The sequence below is a fragment of the Porphyrobacter sp. CACIAM 03H1 genome, assembly GCF_002215495.1.
Taxonomy (GTDB): Bacteria; Pseudomonadota; Alphaproteobacteria; order Sphingomonadales; family Sphingomonadaceae; genus Erythrobacter.
Map to the genome: position 1 here is coordinate 3,292,466 of NZ_CP021378.1, position 14,769 is coordinate 3,307,234.

A 14,769-nucleotide genomic window follows, 5' to 3' on the forward strand; every position below is an offset into this window, starting at 1 on the left:
ATCCGACTGCAAAGGGAAGAGTAAAGCGACAGCCCCGTCGGCAATGATCCTCCGCGTTAACCCCTGCCCCCGGCGCGTCCCCGCAAGGGACGGCGCACGGTTAACCGCTGGCAACCAACCGGCTGACGCGGCATAATCCGCCGCATGGTCCGGATTCTCGCCTTCCTCGCCGCCGTCGCGCTGCTGCAATATGCCGCCTTTGCGCACGTCCCCGCAGGTCAGGCCGCCGACGCGGCCGAGGCCGTCGCGGCGCGCGCTGCGGGCACCTTCGAGGCGATCGACCCCGACGCCGAGATGCCGGAGCGTGCGGATGCCGCCGCCGTCTATGCCGGCCTGCCGCCGCTCGGCAGCGCGGCGCCCGTCGGCACGGTGGAAGCCGAACCCGAATTCGCCGAGGAAGCCGACGCCTATGCGCAAGCCCCTCGCGGCCCGGCAGTGCGGATGATCGCCACCGAGGTGGTGCAGCCCCTCCCCGTCGCCGCGCCCGCCCAGGTCCGCGCCCCCGCGCGGGCCCCGGCGAGCCGCGATCCCTTCGTCATCAAGTCGATCCTGCCGATCGAGGGCTCGATCCGCTACGGCGACTGGTTCTGGGACGAGAGCGCCGCGCCCGCGACCGGCAAGCTCGTCATCACCGTCGACCTCGAAGCGCGCGTCATCAGCGCCTTCCGCGACGGGCACGAAATCGGCACCGCGGTCGCCCTGCTTGGAACGCAGGCGCACCCGACACCGCTCGGCACCTTCCCGATCCTGACCAAGGAGAAGGACAACGTCTCCGAGAAATACGGCAACGCTCCCATGCCCCACACCCTGCGCCTGACCTGGGACGGGATCGCGATCCACGGCTCGCCGGTGCTGAACGGCTATGCCTCGCACGGCTGCATCGGGGTGCCCGACGAATTCGCCGCCCTGCTCTTCGCCGCCGCCAAGCGCGGGGACAAGGTCATCATCACCCGCGGCAAGATGATCGGGGTCGGCGACAAGGTGATGTGATCGCGGCCCGCCGGCGGACGTTCAGTTCACCGAACCCCTCGTCGGCTCCGGCCTGAAGCGCCAGACGCGCATCATCACGCCCACCTTCTCGACCCGCTCCACCCCCGGCACCGCCAGCACCCCGCCCAATGAGGCGTTCTCCCCCGCCCACAGGCGCTCCCACGCCCGCGCCGCCTCGCTGCGGGTGGCGTGGCCGCCGAGCGCGCGGATGACCCTGAGGATCGTCTCGATCGCGATCACACGTGGCACGTTGGCGCAATAGGTATAGCCGGGCAGGCCCTCGGGCGTGTCCTCGCGCATCACCATCTCGTGCCAGTCGAGTTCGGCATACCATTCGAGCGCCTGCCAGCTTTCCGCCAGATGCGCCGCGCTGGCGGCGATCTGCACCGGGTCGAGCCAGTCGGCTTCGGCCAGCCGGGCACGCAGGCGGGCGCGGTCGAAGGCGGGGTCGGTGTTGGAAGGGTCGTCGGCGGGGGAGATTCCGGCTTCGGCCACGACCTGCGCCAGCTCGGCCTTGCGCCAGCCCAGCAGAGGGCGCAGCAGCGGGATCTCGCTGCCCTCGATCAGTGCGCGCGGGCGCACGCCGGCAAGGCCCGCCAGCCCGCTCCCCCGGTTCAGGCGCATAAGCAAGGTTTCGGCCTGATCGTCGGCGTGGTGGGCGGTCGCCACTGACCCCAGCCCTTGCGCCGCCGCCCACTCCGCCAGCGCCGCATAGCGCGCCGCGCGAGCCTGCGCCTGGAGGTTGCCGGGGGCCAGCTTGACCGCAAGCGGGGTGAAGGGAATGCCGCGCGCGGCAGCGACCCGCTCGACCAGCGCGACCTCGCCCGCGGCTTCGGGCCTGAGGCCGTGATCCACGCTGCACACCGCGATCCGCCCCGGCAGGGCGGCATGGGCGAGCAGCAGCAGCGCAAGACTGTCCGGCCCGCCCGAGACCGCAAGGCCCAATGGCCCCTCGCGCTCCTCCTCGGGCCAGAGCGCCGCCAGATCGGCGGCAAACCGGGCTGCTAGCTGCACTTCACCTTCGCGCGGTTCGCCTGGTACTCGCTCGCCAGTCGCCCGGAGGCGATCAGCGGATAGGTCTCGGCGAATTCGGCGAGCGCGATGCAGGCGCGCTTGGTGTCCTTCATCGCGATCATCGAGGCGCCGAGATAGAGCAGGCTGTCGGGTGCGCGGTCACCGGCCTTGTTGGCCTGGTAGTTCTTGAGGAACCACTGCGCCGCCTCCTTGGGCATGTTGTCGTCGAGGAAGGCGCGGCCCAGCAGGTTGCGGCCGAAGCTGATGCGCGGGTGGTTGGGGTATTGCTCGACGAACTTCGTGAGCTGCTGGCGCGCTTCGGGGAAGAACCCGGCGTTCCACAGGCGGAAGCCGTAGGAATATTCGTCGTCGCCCGCATCGGCAGTCTGGGGCTTGGCGATCGCCTGCACGGCGGCGAGGCGCGTGGCGCTCGGCGCGGAAACCGTGGCGGCAGGCGGGGGCGCAGCGGTCGTGGCGGCGGCGGGCGGCGGCGTGGCCGGAGCGCGCGCGGCGGGCGCGGGGGTGGCGGATGCGAGCGTCGCGGCGGGCTGGATCGTCGGCGCGGCACCGGCGATCGGCGCATTTCCGGCAGTCTCGAGCGCGGCCACGCGCTGTTCGAGCAGGCTCATCGCGTTCGCCTGTTCCTCCGAGCGCGCGGTCAGCGTGCGCAGCTGCGCCTCCAGCGCGTCGAGCCGCACGAGGATGTCGGTCACTGCGGTCGTGGACGGCGCGCCGGTCGTGGCGGGTGCGGACGTGGTCGCGGGGCTTTGCGTGCCCGGCGCGATCTGCGGCTCGAAAAAGCGCCCGTCGCCGCCGGGGAAGACCTTGCGCTGAAGCGCGCGCACCTCGGCCTCGATCTTGCGCAGCCGGGCCTCCTCGGCTCCGTCCTGCGCAAGCGCCGGGACCGCGGTAGCGGCGAGGGTCGCGGCGGACAGGACAGCACCGGCGAGACGCAGGGGGATGATCCTCGGGGCGCGGGGTCGCGGGGTGGGGGTCATGGCTGGTCAGGCTCCCTTGGCAATGATCGCGCCGCTCTGGCGCGGGCCGGATGAACGAGGCCGGAACCCTGCCGAACGCCGCCGGTCAAGTCGAGAGCGGCAGGACGCCTAATCAACGGGAAAAGGGTTAACGCCGGGCCGAGGGCGCCGGATCGCCTGCCGGAGGCGGCGCGGCCTCGGCCGGAGCAGCGGCGTCGTCAGGGGCGGGCGCGCGCTCGCTCGCCGGTGCAGGCGCGGACAGCTGTCGGCGCGAGGTCCGCGCGGCGGGCACCGTCTCGCTTGCGACGGGCGTCGCCGCAGCAGTGGCAGGGGCAGCGCCGCGCGCCGCCAGGGCCGCAGCCGAAACCGGCACGCCCGAGATCGTCGTCGGCCGGTCAGACAGCGGCGCGACCGGCTGGCCGCCGATCGTCACCGCCAGCGCGTCGGGTCGCCCGGTATTGATCCGCGGATCGACCGCCGCTGGCGGCACCTCGAGCGTCTCGCCCTTCCTCAGATAGCGCTCGGCCAGACGCTCGCCGCCTTCCTCGTAGATGCGCACCCAGATATTGTCCTCGAGCGCGGTCAGCACCACCGGACCGCCCGGCACCGCAGCGGCGGTCGGCGCGGGGCTTGCGGCAGGGGCAGGCGCGCTCGCTGCCGGTTCGGGCGTCAGCAGCGAGCCCGGCTCGCTCCCCGCCCCGAAATAGCTGTTGTAGAAGGCGAAGCTCCCCACCGCGAGGATCAGCACCGCGCCCACCATCGCCCAGGCGAGGCCCGCCGAGGGCAGACGCGCCGGATCTCCTGGCTCCATCGCCGGCGAGGGCACGGTGCGCCGCATCGAGCCATCCGCCAGTTCGGCGCGCACCGCGTCGGTGATCACCGCCGGATCGAGCCCGACGGCCTTGGCATAGGTGCGCGAGAAACCGATCGCGTAGGCGCGGCTCGGCAGGCTCTCGAAATCGCCGGCCTCGATCGCCTCGAGATGGCGCAGCGGAATGCGCGTCTCGGCGGCGATGTGCGCCAGCTCCAGCCGCTGCGCCTCCCGCGCCCCGCGCAGGGTCGCGCCGGGACCGGATGCCTCCGGTGCAGGCGCCGTCTCCGCGCCGTTGAATTCTTCGCTGTCCATGTGACCCGGGTCCCGCGCCTTCTTGCCGAGGCTTCGCTTGTGAGAGTTTTGGTGAATTTGGCTTGAACGCGGACTCACCCGCTGGGCTGCATTCTGTCAAGCGCTGCCATAGCACGCCGCCGCATCCCGCGCACGCCTCTCCGCAAGCCGCCGCTCAATCATATTCGATCTCGCGCGCATCGGCCCATTCGGAGAGCGCGGCGCGTAGCGAGCCCTGGGGGCTCGCAAGCCAGCCGTTCATCGCCGCAGTCAGTTCGGCCAAGTCGACCTTGCGCACCAGCTCCTTGATCGGGCCGACCGCCGCGGGCGTGATCGAGAGGCGGCGATAGCCGATCCCGAGCAACGCCAGCGCCTCGAGCCGCCGCCCGCCCATTTCGCCGCACACCCCGATATCGACCCCGCTGCCGATGCTGGTCTGCATTACGCGCCGCAGGAACCGCAGGATGGACGGCGACAGCCAGTCGTAGCGTTCGGCAAGCTTCGGGTTGGCGCGGTCGGCGGCGAACAGGAACTGGGTGAGATCGTTGGTCCCGATCGACAGGAAGGAGAGGCGCGGCAGCAGCAGGTCGAGCACCTCGGCAAGCGCGGGCACTTCAAGCATCGCGCCAAAGTGGATCCGTTCGGGCAGCAGCTTCTTCTGCGCGCGGAGGAAGGCGAGCTGTTCGTCGAAAACCTGTTTGGCGGCGTCGAACTCCCACGGCTCGGACACCATCGGGAACATGACATAGAGCGAGCGGCCCGCCGCCGCCTCAAGCAAGGAGCGCGCCTGGATCTTCATCAACCCCTCGCGTTCGAGCGCGAGGCGCAGCGCGCGCCAGCCCATCGCGGGGTTCTCGTCCTGCGCGGCGATCTCGGAGGCGAGATAGGGCACCGACTTGTCCCCGCCGATATCGACCGTGCGGAAGATTACCGGCTTGTCCCCGGCCGCGTCCAGAACATCGCGATAGAGCCGGGTCTGGCGCTCGCGCTGGGGCAAGGTGGCCGAAACGAGGAACTGGAACTCGGTGCGGAACAGCCCCACCCCGTCAGCGCCGGTCAGGCCGAGCGCGCTCATGTCGTCGCGCAGGCCGGCGTTCATCATCACCTGGATGCGCGTACCGCAGCGGGTGAAGGGCTCGACGTCCCTGAGCGAGGCATAGGCCGCCTGCTTCTCGCGGCTCTTGGCAAAGCGCGCGTGGAAGGCATCGGCGACCTGAGGAAGCGGGCGGACGATGGCATTGCCCGCAGTCGCATCGAGCAGGATCTCGTCGCCCTCGCGGATCGTGCCGCGCACGCCAGCGCCCTTGCCGTTGGCGATGCGCCCGATCACCGGCACGTTCATCGCCCGCGCCACGATCACCACGTGCGCCGTAACCGAGCCTTCCTCGAGGATCACGCCCTTCAGCCGCCGCTTGTCGTATTCGAGCAGTTCGGCCGGGCCGAGGTTGCGTGCGATCAGGATCGTGTCCTTGCGCAGCCCCTGCGAGGCTGCAGTGCCGACCTGTCCGGCGACGATGCGGATCAGGCGGTTCGCCAGATCCTCCAGATCGTGCATCCGGTCGGCGAGCAGCGGATCGTCGATTTCGCGCATCCGCATCCGGGTGTGCTGCTGCACACGTTCGATTGCCGCTTCGGCGGTGAGGCCGGAGTCGATCGCCTCGTTGATGCGCCGCGACCAGCCCTCGTCATAGGCGAACATCTTGTAGGTCTCGAGCACCTCCTCGTGCTCGCCGCCGACGCCGAATTCGGCCTGGCTGGCGAGCCCGTCGATCTGCTCGCGCATTTTGTCGAAGGCGCGGTAAACGCGCTGGCGCTCGGCCTCGATGTCCTCGGCCATGACCTGCGTGATCTCCACGCGGGGCTGGTGATAGACCGCGACACCCGCACCCAGCCCCTTGACCAGCGTCAGGCCCGTAAGGGTCTGCGGGCCGGTCTGTTCGGCGGTGAGGCCGAGCGCCTGTTCCTCGTCGACCAGTTCGGCATTGGCAATGAGTTCGGAGAGCACCATCGCGGTGGTCTGGAGCGCCTCGATCTCGACTTCTTCGTAGCGGCGCGGCTCGACGTGCTGGACGCACAGCACCCCGACGGCGCGCTCGCGGTAGACGATCGGCACGCCTGCGAAGGAGTGGAACTTCTCCTCGCCGGTTTCGGGGCGATACTGGAAATCGGGGTGGGCCTTGGCCTCGGCGAGGTTGAGAGTCTCGACCTTCTGGGCGATCGCGCCGGTCAGACCCTCGCCGATCGCCATCCGGGTGACGTGTACCGCGCTCTGGTTGAGGCCGCGCGTCGCGAACAGCTCGAGCATCCCCTCTCGCAGGAGATAGATCGAGCATACCTCGCTCGAGAGGCATTCGCCGATGATCTCGACCACCTGATCGAGCTTGGCCTGCGCGTGCATTCGCGAGGCCATGACCTCGGTCAGGCGGGTGAGGATCTGGCGGGCGGCAGCGGCTGCGGTCATCACCTGCGCAGGTCTATGCGACCGGCGCGGCAAATGCAAAAGCCGTGATGCGCAGCCGCCAGCCGTTCAGGCGACAATCCGTCTGCGTCAGACGCCGGCGATCTCTTCCTTCAATCGCAGCTTCTGCTTCTTCAGGGACTGGATCGTCGCGGTGTCGGGCACGGGCCGGGCCATCTCTTCGCGCAGACGGGCTTCGAGGCCGGCGTGCTTGGTCTGGAGGGCGTTGAGGTGCGAGGACACTGCGGTCGATGCCATGAGGCGTTCTCCTGTCAAAGCGGGGGGATGCCCCCGGGCAGGCGACTCGGCCGACGGTGCGGCCGGGCCGCAGGCTCGAAAGAACCACAGTCAGGCTAGCTTGCAAAGCCCTGATCATTCCTTAAGCGGCGCATCCGCACCCGGCTGCGACGGGCCGTTTTCGCGAGGACGGGGGGCAGCGCGCAAAGCCATCTTCCAACACGGCGCAGGAACGCGTAGCGGGGGCGTGCATTTGCGGGCGTGACGCAGCGTGCCGCCGGACGAGAAGGACAAGGGGCGAATGACCGAGCAGGAGCTCAGGAAAAAGCTCGAATTGCTCAAGACCGAGCATCGCGACCTCGACGCCGCGATCGCCGCCCTGACCGAGGCGGCGCGCGGTTCGGCTTCGGCCGACATGCTCCAGATCGCCCGCCTCAAGAAGCGCAAGCTGCGTTTGAAGGACCAGATCGCGATCATCGAGGACACGCTGCTGCCCGATATCATCGCGTAGATTCTTTTCGGCCACATTCGGTGGCGCAGACCGCCCGCCCAGCCTTCCCACCCGGCCACCATATCATAGTGGTACTATTGGTGGCCGGGTGGGAAGGCTGGGCGGGCGGTCTGCATCGCGGTCCAGCGCGATCAAACATGGTTACCGAATAATCAATTCTGTATCCGCAAGGGACGGGTGCGAAAATTGCTTGGAAAGTAACCATGACGATATGGCGGGCGCAGGCCGGGAGGCGTAGTGTCCCGCGCCATGGCTCGCACCACCAATCTCTCGCGCCCGATCATCGAGGCGCTTTACACCGAGGCGCTGGTTTTGGCTGACGAGGTGCGCGCGGTGTTCGCCGCCGGCGTGCGCGAGCCCATCCCGGGGGAGGACGCCTTCGTGCGCCTCGCGCTCTCGACCGAAGGGCTGAAGACGACCACCCGCATGATGCACGTGCTGGCCTGGCTGCTGAACCAGCGCGCCCTGTTCTCGGGCGAACTGAGCGAAAGCCAAGTGCGTCTCCACGGCGCCCTGCCGCCGGATCGCGGATCGGACGAGGCGCAGCTCGCGCTGCTCGAACCCGAGACCCGCGAACTGATCGCCGACACCGAAAGGCTGCACCAGCGCATCGCCCGGCTCGATGAGGCATGGCGCCAGCATTTCGAGATGACCTCCCCCGCCCGCGCCTTCCAGGACAGGATCGGTCGCGAACTGGGAAGGCTTGGCTGAGCCTCAGGCGGCGGCGAGCGCCTTGCGCCACGCCGCCAGCCGCGCGTCCCGCACCTCTGCCGCCATCGCCGGTTCGAAGCGGCTCAGCCGCCCACGCATCGCCTGCGCCGCGCTGGCGAGATCGGGGTACAGCCCCGCCCCGCTCGCGGCGAGCATCGCTGCGCCGAGCGCGGTGGTCTCGATGAAACCGGGCCGCTCCACCGGCACCCCGAGCACGTCGGCGAGATCCTGCGCCATCCAGTCGTTGGCCGCCATGCCGCCGTCGATCCTGAGGGTCTGCCACGGCGCCCCGTCGGCGGCATAGGCGGCGGCGAGGTCGTGGGTCTGGTGCGCCATCGCCTCCAGCGCCGCGCGGGCGAGCTCGGCCTTGCCGCTGGCGAAAGAGAGCCCGGCAATCACCCCGCGCGCCTCAGCATGCCAGTGCGGCGCGCCGAGGCCAGAGAGCGCGGGCACGATCACTACCCCGCCGCTGTCCGGGATCGAGCGCGCAAGCTCCTCGGTCTGGCTCGCCACATCGACTATGCCGAGCGAGTCCCTGAGCCACTGGACGAGACTCCCGGCGACGAACACCGATCCCTCGATGGCATAGGTGCGCTGCCCTTCGATCTGGGTCAGCACGGTGCCGAGCAGACGGTTCTTCGAGCGTGGGATGCGGGCGCCCTGGCAGGTCAGAACGAAAGCGCCGGTGCCGTAGGTCGCCTTGGTCTGGCCGGGCGCGAGGCAGGCCTGGCCGACGGTCGCGGCCTGCTGATCGCCGGCAAGGCCGGTGATCGGGATGGCGCGGCCGAACAGGTCGGGATCGGTCACCGCCAGCGGTCCTGCCATGTCGACGACCCCGGGAAGCGCCGCCAACGGCACGCCGAAGAGGTCGCAAAGACCTTCGTCGAACTGCGCGTCCTCCAGCCCCATCAGCAGCGTGCGGCTGGCGTTGGAGGCATCGGTGATGTGGGCCGCGCCGCCCGTCAGCTTGTAGACCAGCCAGCTTTCCACCGTCCCGAAGGCGAGCGTGCCCTTCTCCGCCGCCGCCTTCACCTCGGGCACGTTGTCGAGCATCCAGCGCATCTTGGTGCCCGAGAAATAGGGATCGAGCAGCAGCCCGGTGCGCTCCTGCACCTCCGCCTCGTGCCCCGCCTCGCGCAATTCGGCGCAGAAGGGCTCGGTGCGGCGGTCCTGCCAGACGATCGCGTTGGCGAGCGGCTCGCCGGTCTGCCGGTCCCACGCCACCACGGTCTCGCGCTGGTTGGTGATGCCGATGCAGGCGATCATCGCCGCTCCGCCCGCCTTGGGCACCATCGCCTGCGCGCAGGCGAGCGTCTTGTCCCAGATCTCGCGCGGATCGTGCTCCACCCAGCCGCCTTGCGGATAATGCTGGGTGAGCGGCTCCTGCGCCGAGGCGACCAGCACCCCGTCGCTGGCAAACAGCATCGCGCGGGTCGAGGTGGTGCCTTCATCGAGGACGAGGATGTAATCGGACATGGACAGGCTCTCCCGTTTTGCGGTGTCCTAGCCGGACGGGGCGCGGGAAGTCGAGACGCTCTTCCCTGCGATCCGCCTGATCCGGAGCGGGGGTTGCCCAAAGAAGATGGCGGGGCCATGTGTGCCCCCATGGTCACGATCCCCGAGAAACCCTGGCCCACCGGCCTTGCCGAAGATGTCGAGCCACTCGTCAGGCGCGTGCTCGCGCCCAACCCTTCGCCCTACACCTTCACCGGCACCCAGACCTATGTCGTTGGCGAGGCGCAGGGGCCCGACTGTGCGGTGATCGATCCCGGTCCGGACGAACCCGCGCACATCGAGGCGATCATCGCCGCCGTCGCGGGCCGCAGGGTGCTGGCGATCATGTGCACCCACACCCACCGCGACCACTCACCCGCCGCTGCCCCGCTCGCGGCGAAGACCGGCGCGCCGATCGTCGGCTGCGCGCCGCTGGTGCTGACGGTGGACGGCCCGCGCTCCGACGAGGCCTTCGACCCGACCTATGATCCCGACCGCGTGCTGCTCGATGGCGAGGCGATGCGCGGCACCGGCTGGACGCTCACCGCCGTCGCCACGCCGGGGCACACCTCGAACCACCTGTGCTTCGCGCTGGAGGAATCGGGCGCTCTGTTCACCGGCGATCATGTCATGGGCTGGTCGACCAGCGTCGTCATCCCGCCCGACGGCGACATGGGCGATTACATGGCGAGCCTCGAAAAACTGATGGGGCGCGACGACGTGCGCTACCACTCGGCCCATGGCGCGGCGATCGAAAAGCCGCGCCAGCTGGTGCGCGGCATGATCGGCCACCGCCGCCAGCGCGAGGCGCAGATCCTGCGCCTGCTGGGCGAGGCTGCGCGGCCCGTGAGCGGCTTCATCCCCGAGATGTACAAGGGGCTTGACCCGCGCCTTGTCGGCGCTGCCGAGATGAGCGTGACGGCGCATCTGCTCGACCTCGAGAAGCGCGGCATGGTGCGGCGCGCCGAGGGCGACGGGGCGGACATCTGGCAGCCGGCCTGACGCGAAGCGGCTTGCACCCCCGCGCGATCCGTGTTCCACTCGGTGCGGGTCGCGTTCAGGGGGGAACGGCTTTGGCCACAGCAGCAGCACCGCGCCGCGCGCCCGCACGGGACAGGCGCTTCTTCGTGATCATGACCTTCGCGATGACGCTGGTCATCGTCGCTGGGTTCTCAGTCAATCTCGCGATGGGGCGCTCGAGCTTCGCCCTGCCCATGCCGTTCCATGTCCACGGCATAGTCTTCATGGGCTGGCTGGGGTTGGCAATCGCGCAGGTCGTGACCATCGCCACCGGCAACACCGCGCTGCACATCAGGCTGGGCAAGCTCGCCTACCTGTGGATCCCGCTGATGGTCGCGGCGGGCACGATGATGATCGTCGTCTCGGCGCGCACCACGGGCGGGCCGTTCTTCTTCGCCATGAACGAGTTCCTGGTAAGCAACTTCGCGGGCCTGCTCACCTTCGGCGGTCTCGCGCTGTGGGCGCTGCGCGTGCGGCGCCACACCGGCTGGCACCGTCGGCTGATGCTGGTGGCGATGAGCGTGCTGACCGGCCCCGGGCTGGGGCGGCTCCTTCCGATGCCGCTGTTCATGCCCTACGCATGGAGCGCCACGATCCTGCTGACCTTCATTGTCCCGGTGATCGGCATGATCGCCGACCGGCGCAGCGAAGGCCGCGTGCATCCCGCCTGGTGGTGGGGGATGGGCATCAATGTCGGTGCCTTCGCCGCCTCGATGCTGCTCGCCTATTCGCCCCTCGGCTACGCCTTGACGGAATGGGTGGTGAGCGGATCGCCGGGCGCCGCACGGCCGATGGAGGCGCATATTCCGCCGGGCTTCAAGTTCTAGCGGCCCCCACGCTTTTCGCTCGAAAATCGCGGCCCAGCGCCTATATCCCCGCGCAACAGCCAACAGCGGGATCGTCAACCCATGAGCTATGTCACCAAAGTCCCCACCGGCGCGGACCTGCTCGCCGAGATCGACCGTCTGCGCAAGGAACGCAATGCGGTGATCCTCGCGCATTACTACCAGACGCCCGACATTCAGGACATTGCCGACTTCGTGGGGGATTCGCTGGAGCTTTCGCGCAAGGCGGCGGCGACCGATGCGGACGTGATCGCCTTCTGCGGGGTCAAGTTCATGGCCGACACCGCCAAGATCCTCTCGCCCCAGAAGACCGTGATCCTGCCCGACATGGACGCCGGGTGCAGCCTTGAAGACAGCTGCCCGCCCGAGAAGTTCCGCGCCTTCCGCGAGGCGCACCCCGATCACATCGCGCTGACCTACATCAACTGCTCGACCGAGGTGAAGGCGCTCTCGGACATCATTGTGACGAGTTCGAGCGCCGAGACGATCCTCGCCCAGATCCCTCCCGAACAGAAGATCATCTTCGGCCCCGACCGGCACCTCGGCGGCTATCTGGCGCGCAAGTTCAACCGCGAGATGCTGCTGTGGCCCGGCGTGTGCATCGTCCACGAGGCCTTCTCGGAGACCGAGCTTCTGAAGCTCAAGGAGCAATTTCCCGGCGCGCCGATTGCCGCGCACCCGGAATGCCCGCCGACGATCATCGACCACGCGGACTATGTCGGCTCGACCAGCGGCATCCTCAGCTTTGCCAAGACCTTTCCCGGCGACACCCTGATCGTCGCCACCGAGCCGCACATCATCCACCAGATGCAGAAGGCCCTGCCCGAGAAGAACTTCATCGGCGCGCCGGGTGCGGACGGGAACTGCTCGTGCAACATCTGCCCCTACATGGCGCTCAACACGATGGAAAAGCTCTACGTCGCGCTGCGTGACCTCTCGCCGCAGATCGAGATCGAGGAAGGCATCCGCCTGAAGGCCAAGCGCAGCCTCGACCGCATGCTCGAAATGGCGAGCGGGACCGTGGGGATGGGGGATTTGGGGAAGGTTCGCTTCAGCGGGGATTGATCGTGGTCCGCCACCGTCTCGTCCCGGCGAGACGGCGCGCGGCGTAACCCTGCAGGCATTCGGGTGGTTGTGCCCGTATGACCGCGACCTTGCGCTTCACCCTCACCCGCCTCACTGCCAATTACTGGTTCTACCCGGCGCTTTTCGCGATCCTCGGCGCGGTACTGGCCGTGGGCATGATCGCCATCGACAGCAGCGGCAGGGCCGCAAGCCTCGGCGAGGCCGAGTGGTTCCTGCCCGCCCGGCCGCAGGGGGCGCTCACCATGCTCTCGGTGATGGCTGGCAGCATGATCACGGTCGCCGCCACGGTGTTCTCGATCACCGTCGCCGCGGTCGCCTATGCCAGCGGCAATTACGGGCCGCGCCTGCTCACCAACTTCATGGAGGATCGCGGCAGCCAGGTCAGCCTTGCGACCCTGATCGGCAGCTTTGTCTATGCGATGGTGGTGCTGCGCGCGGTGCGCGGCGAGGACGAGACGCGGGTGCTGGCCGGCGCCCTCGCCGATCCGGGCGCGGGCGCGGGCTCTGCCCAGGCGGCGCTGCCCGGCTTCGTGCCGCAGGTCTCGCTCGGGGTCGCCTACCTGCTTACCGCGCTGTGCGTGGCGGTGCTGGTCTATTTCCTCAACCACATTCCCTCGTCCATTCGCATCAACATCGTGCTCGAGGGGATCGGCCGGCGGCTGCTGCGCCAGATCGACGAGACTTTCCCGCACGCCAGCGATGACGTGGGGCCCAAGGCCTCACGCGGAGGCATTGCGGTGCTGGCGAGGTCGGTCGGCTATGTGCAGATGATCGATTTCGACCGGCTGGTTAGGGCCGCGCGCAAGGCCGGCTGCGTCATGGCGTTGAGCGTCAGGACCGGCGATTTCGTCCACCCGGGCCTGCCACTGCTGGAAATCCACGGGGCCTTGCCCGACAAGCTCGGCGAGGTGCTGCGCGATGCGTTCACCATCGGCCCGATGCGCACGCCGCAGCAGGACCTAGAATTCCTGATCGACGAGCTGGTTGAGATCGGGCTGCGCGCGCTTTCGCCGGGGATCAATGATCCCTTCACCGCGATCAACGCGCTGCACTGGCTCGGCGCGGCGACGGCGGAGCTGGCTGCGCGCGATCTGCGGCGGGTGGTGTGCAAGGACGATCCGGCGGAGTGCCCGGTAGTGCCCCATGCCGACGATTTCGATCACTACGTCAAGCGCGGCTTCGGCGGACTGCGCAGCGCAGTGGCGGCCAGCCCGATCGCGGCGCAGGTGATGCTGGAGGCGATCGAGAACGCCGCCCGCCCGATCGCCGATCCCGAGCGCCTCGAATTGCTGCGGCACCAGGGCCGGTTGCTGGGCGAACAGGTGCGCCTCGCGCTCGCCGGCCCCGACCTGGCGGTGGTCGAGGAACGGCTGGCCGCCTTCGAGCGCTCCTTCGCGCCCTAGGTGGCCCGGGCCCGCGACACCGCCAGCGCCGCGCCCACCAAGATCATCCCGACGATATCCATCCCCGAAAGCACCTCGCCGAAAGCGAGCCAGCCGTAGATCGAGGCGACCGCAGGCTGGGTCAGCAGGGCAAGACCCACCACCAGTGGCGGGAAATAGCGCAGGGCGAAGACCATCAGCCCCTGCCCGACCAGCTGGCTGAGGATGAACAGGCCGATGATCGGTCCCCACGCCTGCGGCCAAACCGGCTCGCCGAGTGCGAGCGCGATCCCCAGCAGCACCGGGCCGCCGAAGATGCTCACCCATACCAGCAGGCTCCACGACCCGAAGGCGCCGCGCGCGTTCTGGAGCGTCAGCAGATAGACCGCGTAGAGCAGCCCCGCCGCGACCGAGAACAGGTCGCCGATCAGGGTCTCGCCCGAAATCTCGAGGCTCCGTCCCATCAGGATCGCCGCGCCTGCGAGCGCGAAGAGGATCGCCAGCCACTCGAGCCGTCCGGGCAGGGTGCGCGCGACGAGAAAGCCCCAGAACAGCAGGACGATCGAACCGGCATTGCCGAACAGCGTCGCGTTGCCGAGCCGGGTCATCTCGATCCCGATGTGCCAGCTCGCCAGATCCAGCGCGAAGGTCACCGCGCCCAACGCCACCAGCGCGAGCGTCTTGACCGGCATCCCCGTCAGCGGCTGGCGGTTCGCCCGGGCGAGCAGCACTAGGAACGGCAGCGCGAGAAACAGTCGCCAGAATCCTGCCGCGACCGGGCCGGTGTCGGCGATCCGCACGAACCACGGCCCGATCGCGAGCGCCACGTTGCCGCCGAACAGCGCAAGCAGCAGCAGCCACTGCGCCGGGCGTGGAGGTTCCTTGGCAGGTTCGCCGACAAGTTCTGCTTGGGAGGCCCCCTCATTTTCCATGCTTGCG

Annotated in this window: 14 protein-coding genes; 7 read left to right on the forward strand and 7 right to left on the reverse strand. The window is 69.1% G+C overall.

What is annotated here, in order from left to right; all coding sequences use genetic code 11:
• Positions 1-144: 144 nt before the first annotated feature.
• On the forward strand, positions 145-990 hold the full coding sequence (locus CBR61_RS15590) for a L,D-transpeptidase family protein (protein WP_088915204.1): 846 nt from the start codon (positions 145-147) through the stop codon (positions 988-990).
• 21 nt (positions 991-1,011) lie between these two features.
• Here the strand turns inward: CBR61_RS15590 and tilS are convergent, their stop codons facing one another.
• The 5 genes from tilS to CBR61_RS15615 form a co-directional block, all read right to left on the reverse strand.
• Entirely contained in the window at positions 1,012-2,004 is a 993-nt protein-coding gene (gene tilS, locus CBR61_RS15595; RefSeq protein WP_088915205.1) for a tRNA lysidine(34) synthetase TilS, read from the reverse strand.
• A complete protein-coding gene (locus CBR61_RS15600; RefSeq protein ID WP_088915206.1) occupies positions 1,995-3,002 on the reverse strand; it encodes a tetratricopeptide repeat protein in 1,008 nt (335 codons plus the stop codon). Before CBR61_RS15600 ends, tilS begins: the two co-directional genes overlap by 10 nt.
• A 127-nt stretch (positions 3,003-3,129) precedes the next feature.
• A complete protein-coding gene (locus CBR61_RS15605) occupies positions 3,130-4,107 on the reverse strand; it encodes a helix-turn-helix domain-containing protein (protein WP_088915207.1) in 978 nt (325 codons plus the stop codon).
• A 154-nt stretch (positions 4,108-4,261) separates the two neighbouring features.
• A complete protein-coding gene (ptsP, locus tag CBR61_RS15610) occupies positions 4,262-6,547 on the reverse strand; it encodes a phosphoenolpyruvate--protein phosphotransferase (RefSeq protein ID WP_088915208.1) in 2,286 nt (761 codons plus the stop codon).
• Positions 6,548-6,634: 87 nt separating this feature from the next.
• A complete protein-coding gene (locus tag CBR61_RS15615; RefSeq protein ID WP_088915209.1) occupies positions 6,635-6,802 on the reverse strand; it encodes a YdcH family protein in 168 nt (55 codons plus the stop codon).
• Between the two features lie 280 nt (positions 6,803-7,082).
• Between CBR61_RS15615 and CBR61_RS15620 the strand changes: the two genes are divergently transcribed.
• Together CBR61_RS15620 and CBR61_RS15625 are read left to right on the forward strand one after the other, a co-directional pair.
• Positions 7,083-7,292: a DUF465 domain-containing protein gene (locus CBR61_RS15620; protein ID WP_017666379.1), complete on the forward strand. Its 210-nt coding sequence runs from the start codon at positions 7,083-7,085 to the stop codon at positions 7,290-7,292.
• Between the two features lie 249 nt (positions 7,293-7,541).
• The gene (locus CBR61_RS15625; protein WP_088915210.1) at positions 7,542-8,003 is read left to right on the forward strand and encodes a DUF1465 family protein; all 462 of its coding nucleotides are present in this window, start codon (positions 7,542-7,544) and stop codon (positions 8,001-8,003) included.
• A gap of 3 nt (positions 8,004-8,006) precedes the next feature.
• Here the strand turns inward: CBR61_RS15625 and glpK are convergent, their stop codons facing one another.
• Positions 8,007-9,479: a glycerol kinase GlpK gene (gene glpK / locus CBR61_RS15630; protein WP_088915211.1), complete on the reverse strand. Its 1,473-nt coding sequence runs from the start codon at positions 9,477-9,479 to the stop codon at positions 8,007-8,009.
• A gap of 129 nt (positions 9,480-9,608) precedes the next feature.
• Here glpK and CBR61_RS15635 point away from each other — a divergent pair, with 129 nt between their 5' ends.
• From CBR61_RS15635 to CBR61_RS15650, 4 genes are all read left to right on the forward strand, one after another.
• The gene (locus CBR61_RS15635; protein WP_088915212.1) at positions 9,609-10,499 is read left to right on the forward strand and encodes an MBL fold metallo-hydrolase; all 891 of its coding nucleotides are present in this window, start codon (positions 9,609-9,611) and stop codon (positions 10,497-10,499) included.
• Between the two features lie 71 nt (positions 10,500-10,570).
• Positions 10,571-11,344 (forward strand): hypothetical protein, encoded by a 774-nt coding sequence (locus tag CBR61_RS15640; RefSeq protein WP_172835983.1) that lies wholly within the window; start codon positions 10,571-10,573, stop codon positions 11,342-11,344.
• Positions 11,345-11,425: 81 nt separating this feature from the next.
• Positions 11,426-12,427 (forward strand): quinolinate synthase NadA, encoded by a 1,002-nt coding sequence (gene nadA / locus CBR61_RS15645; RefSeq protein ID WP_088915213.1) that lies wholly within the window; start codon positions 11,426-11,428, stop codon positions 12,425-12,427.
• A 77-nt stretch (positions 12,428-12,504) separates the two neighbouring features.
• The gene (locus CBR61_RS15650) at positions 12,505-13,851 is read left to right on the forward strand and encodes a DUF2254 domain-containing protein (protein ID WP_088915214.1); all 1,347 of its coding nucleotides are present in this window, start codon (positions 12,505-12,507) and stop codon (positions 13,849-13,851) included.
• On the opposite strand, the gene CBR61_RS15655 is transcribed toward CBR61_RS15650, so the two are convergent.
• Positions 13,848-14,762 carry a DMT family transporter gene (locus tag CBR61_RS15655; protein ID WP_088915215.1) on the reverse strand — a complete coding sequence of 305 codons (915 nt, stop codon included), beginning with the start codon at positions 14,760-14,762 and terminating at the stop codon, positions 13,848-13,850. The genes CBR61_RS15650 and CBR61_RS15655 overlap by 4 nt on opposite strands.
• Between the last annotated feature and the right edge of the window lie 7 nt (positions 14,763-14,769).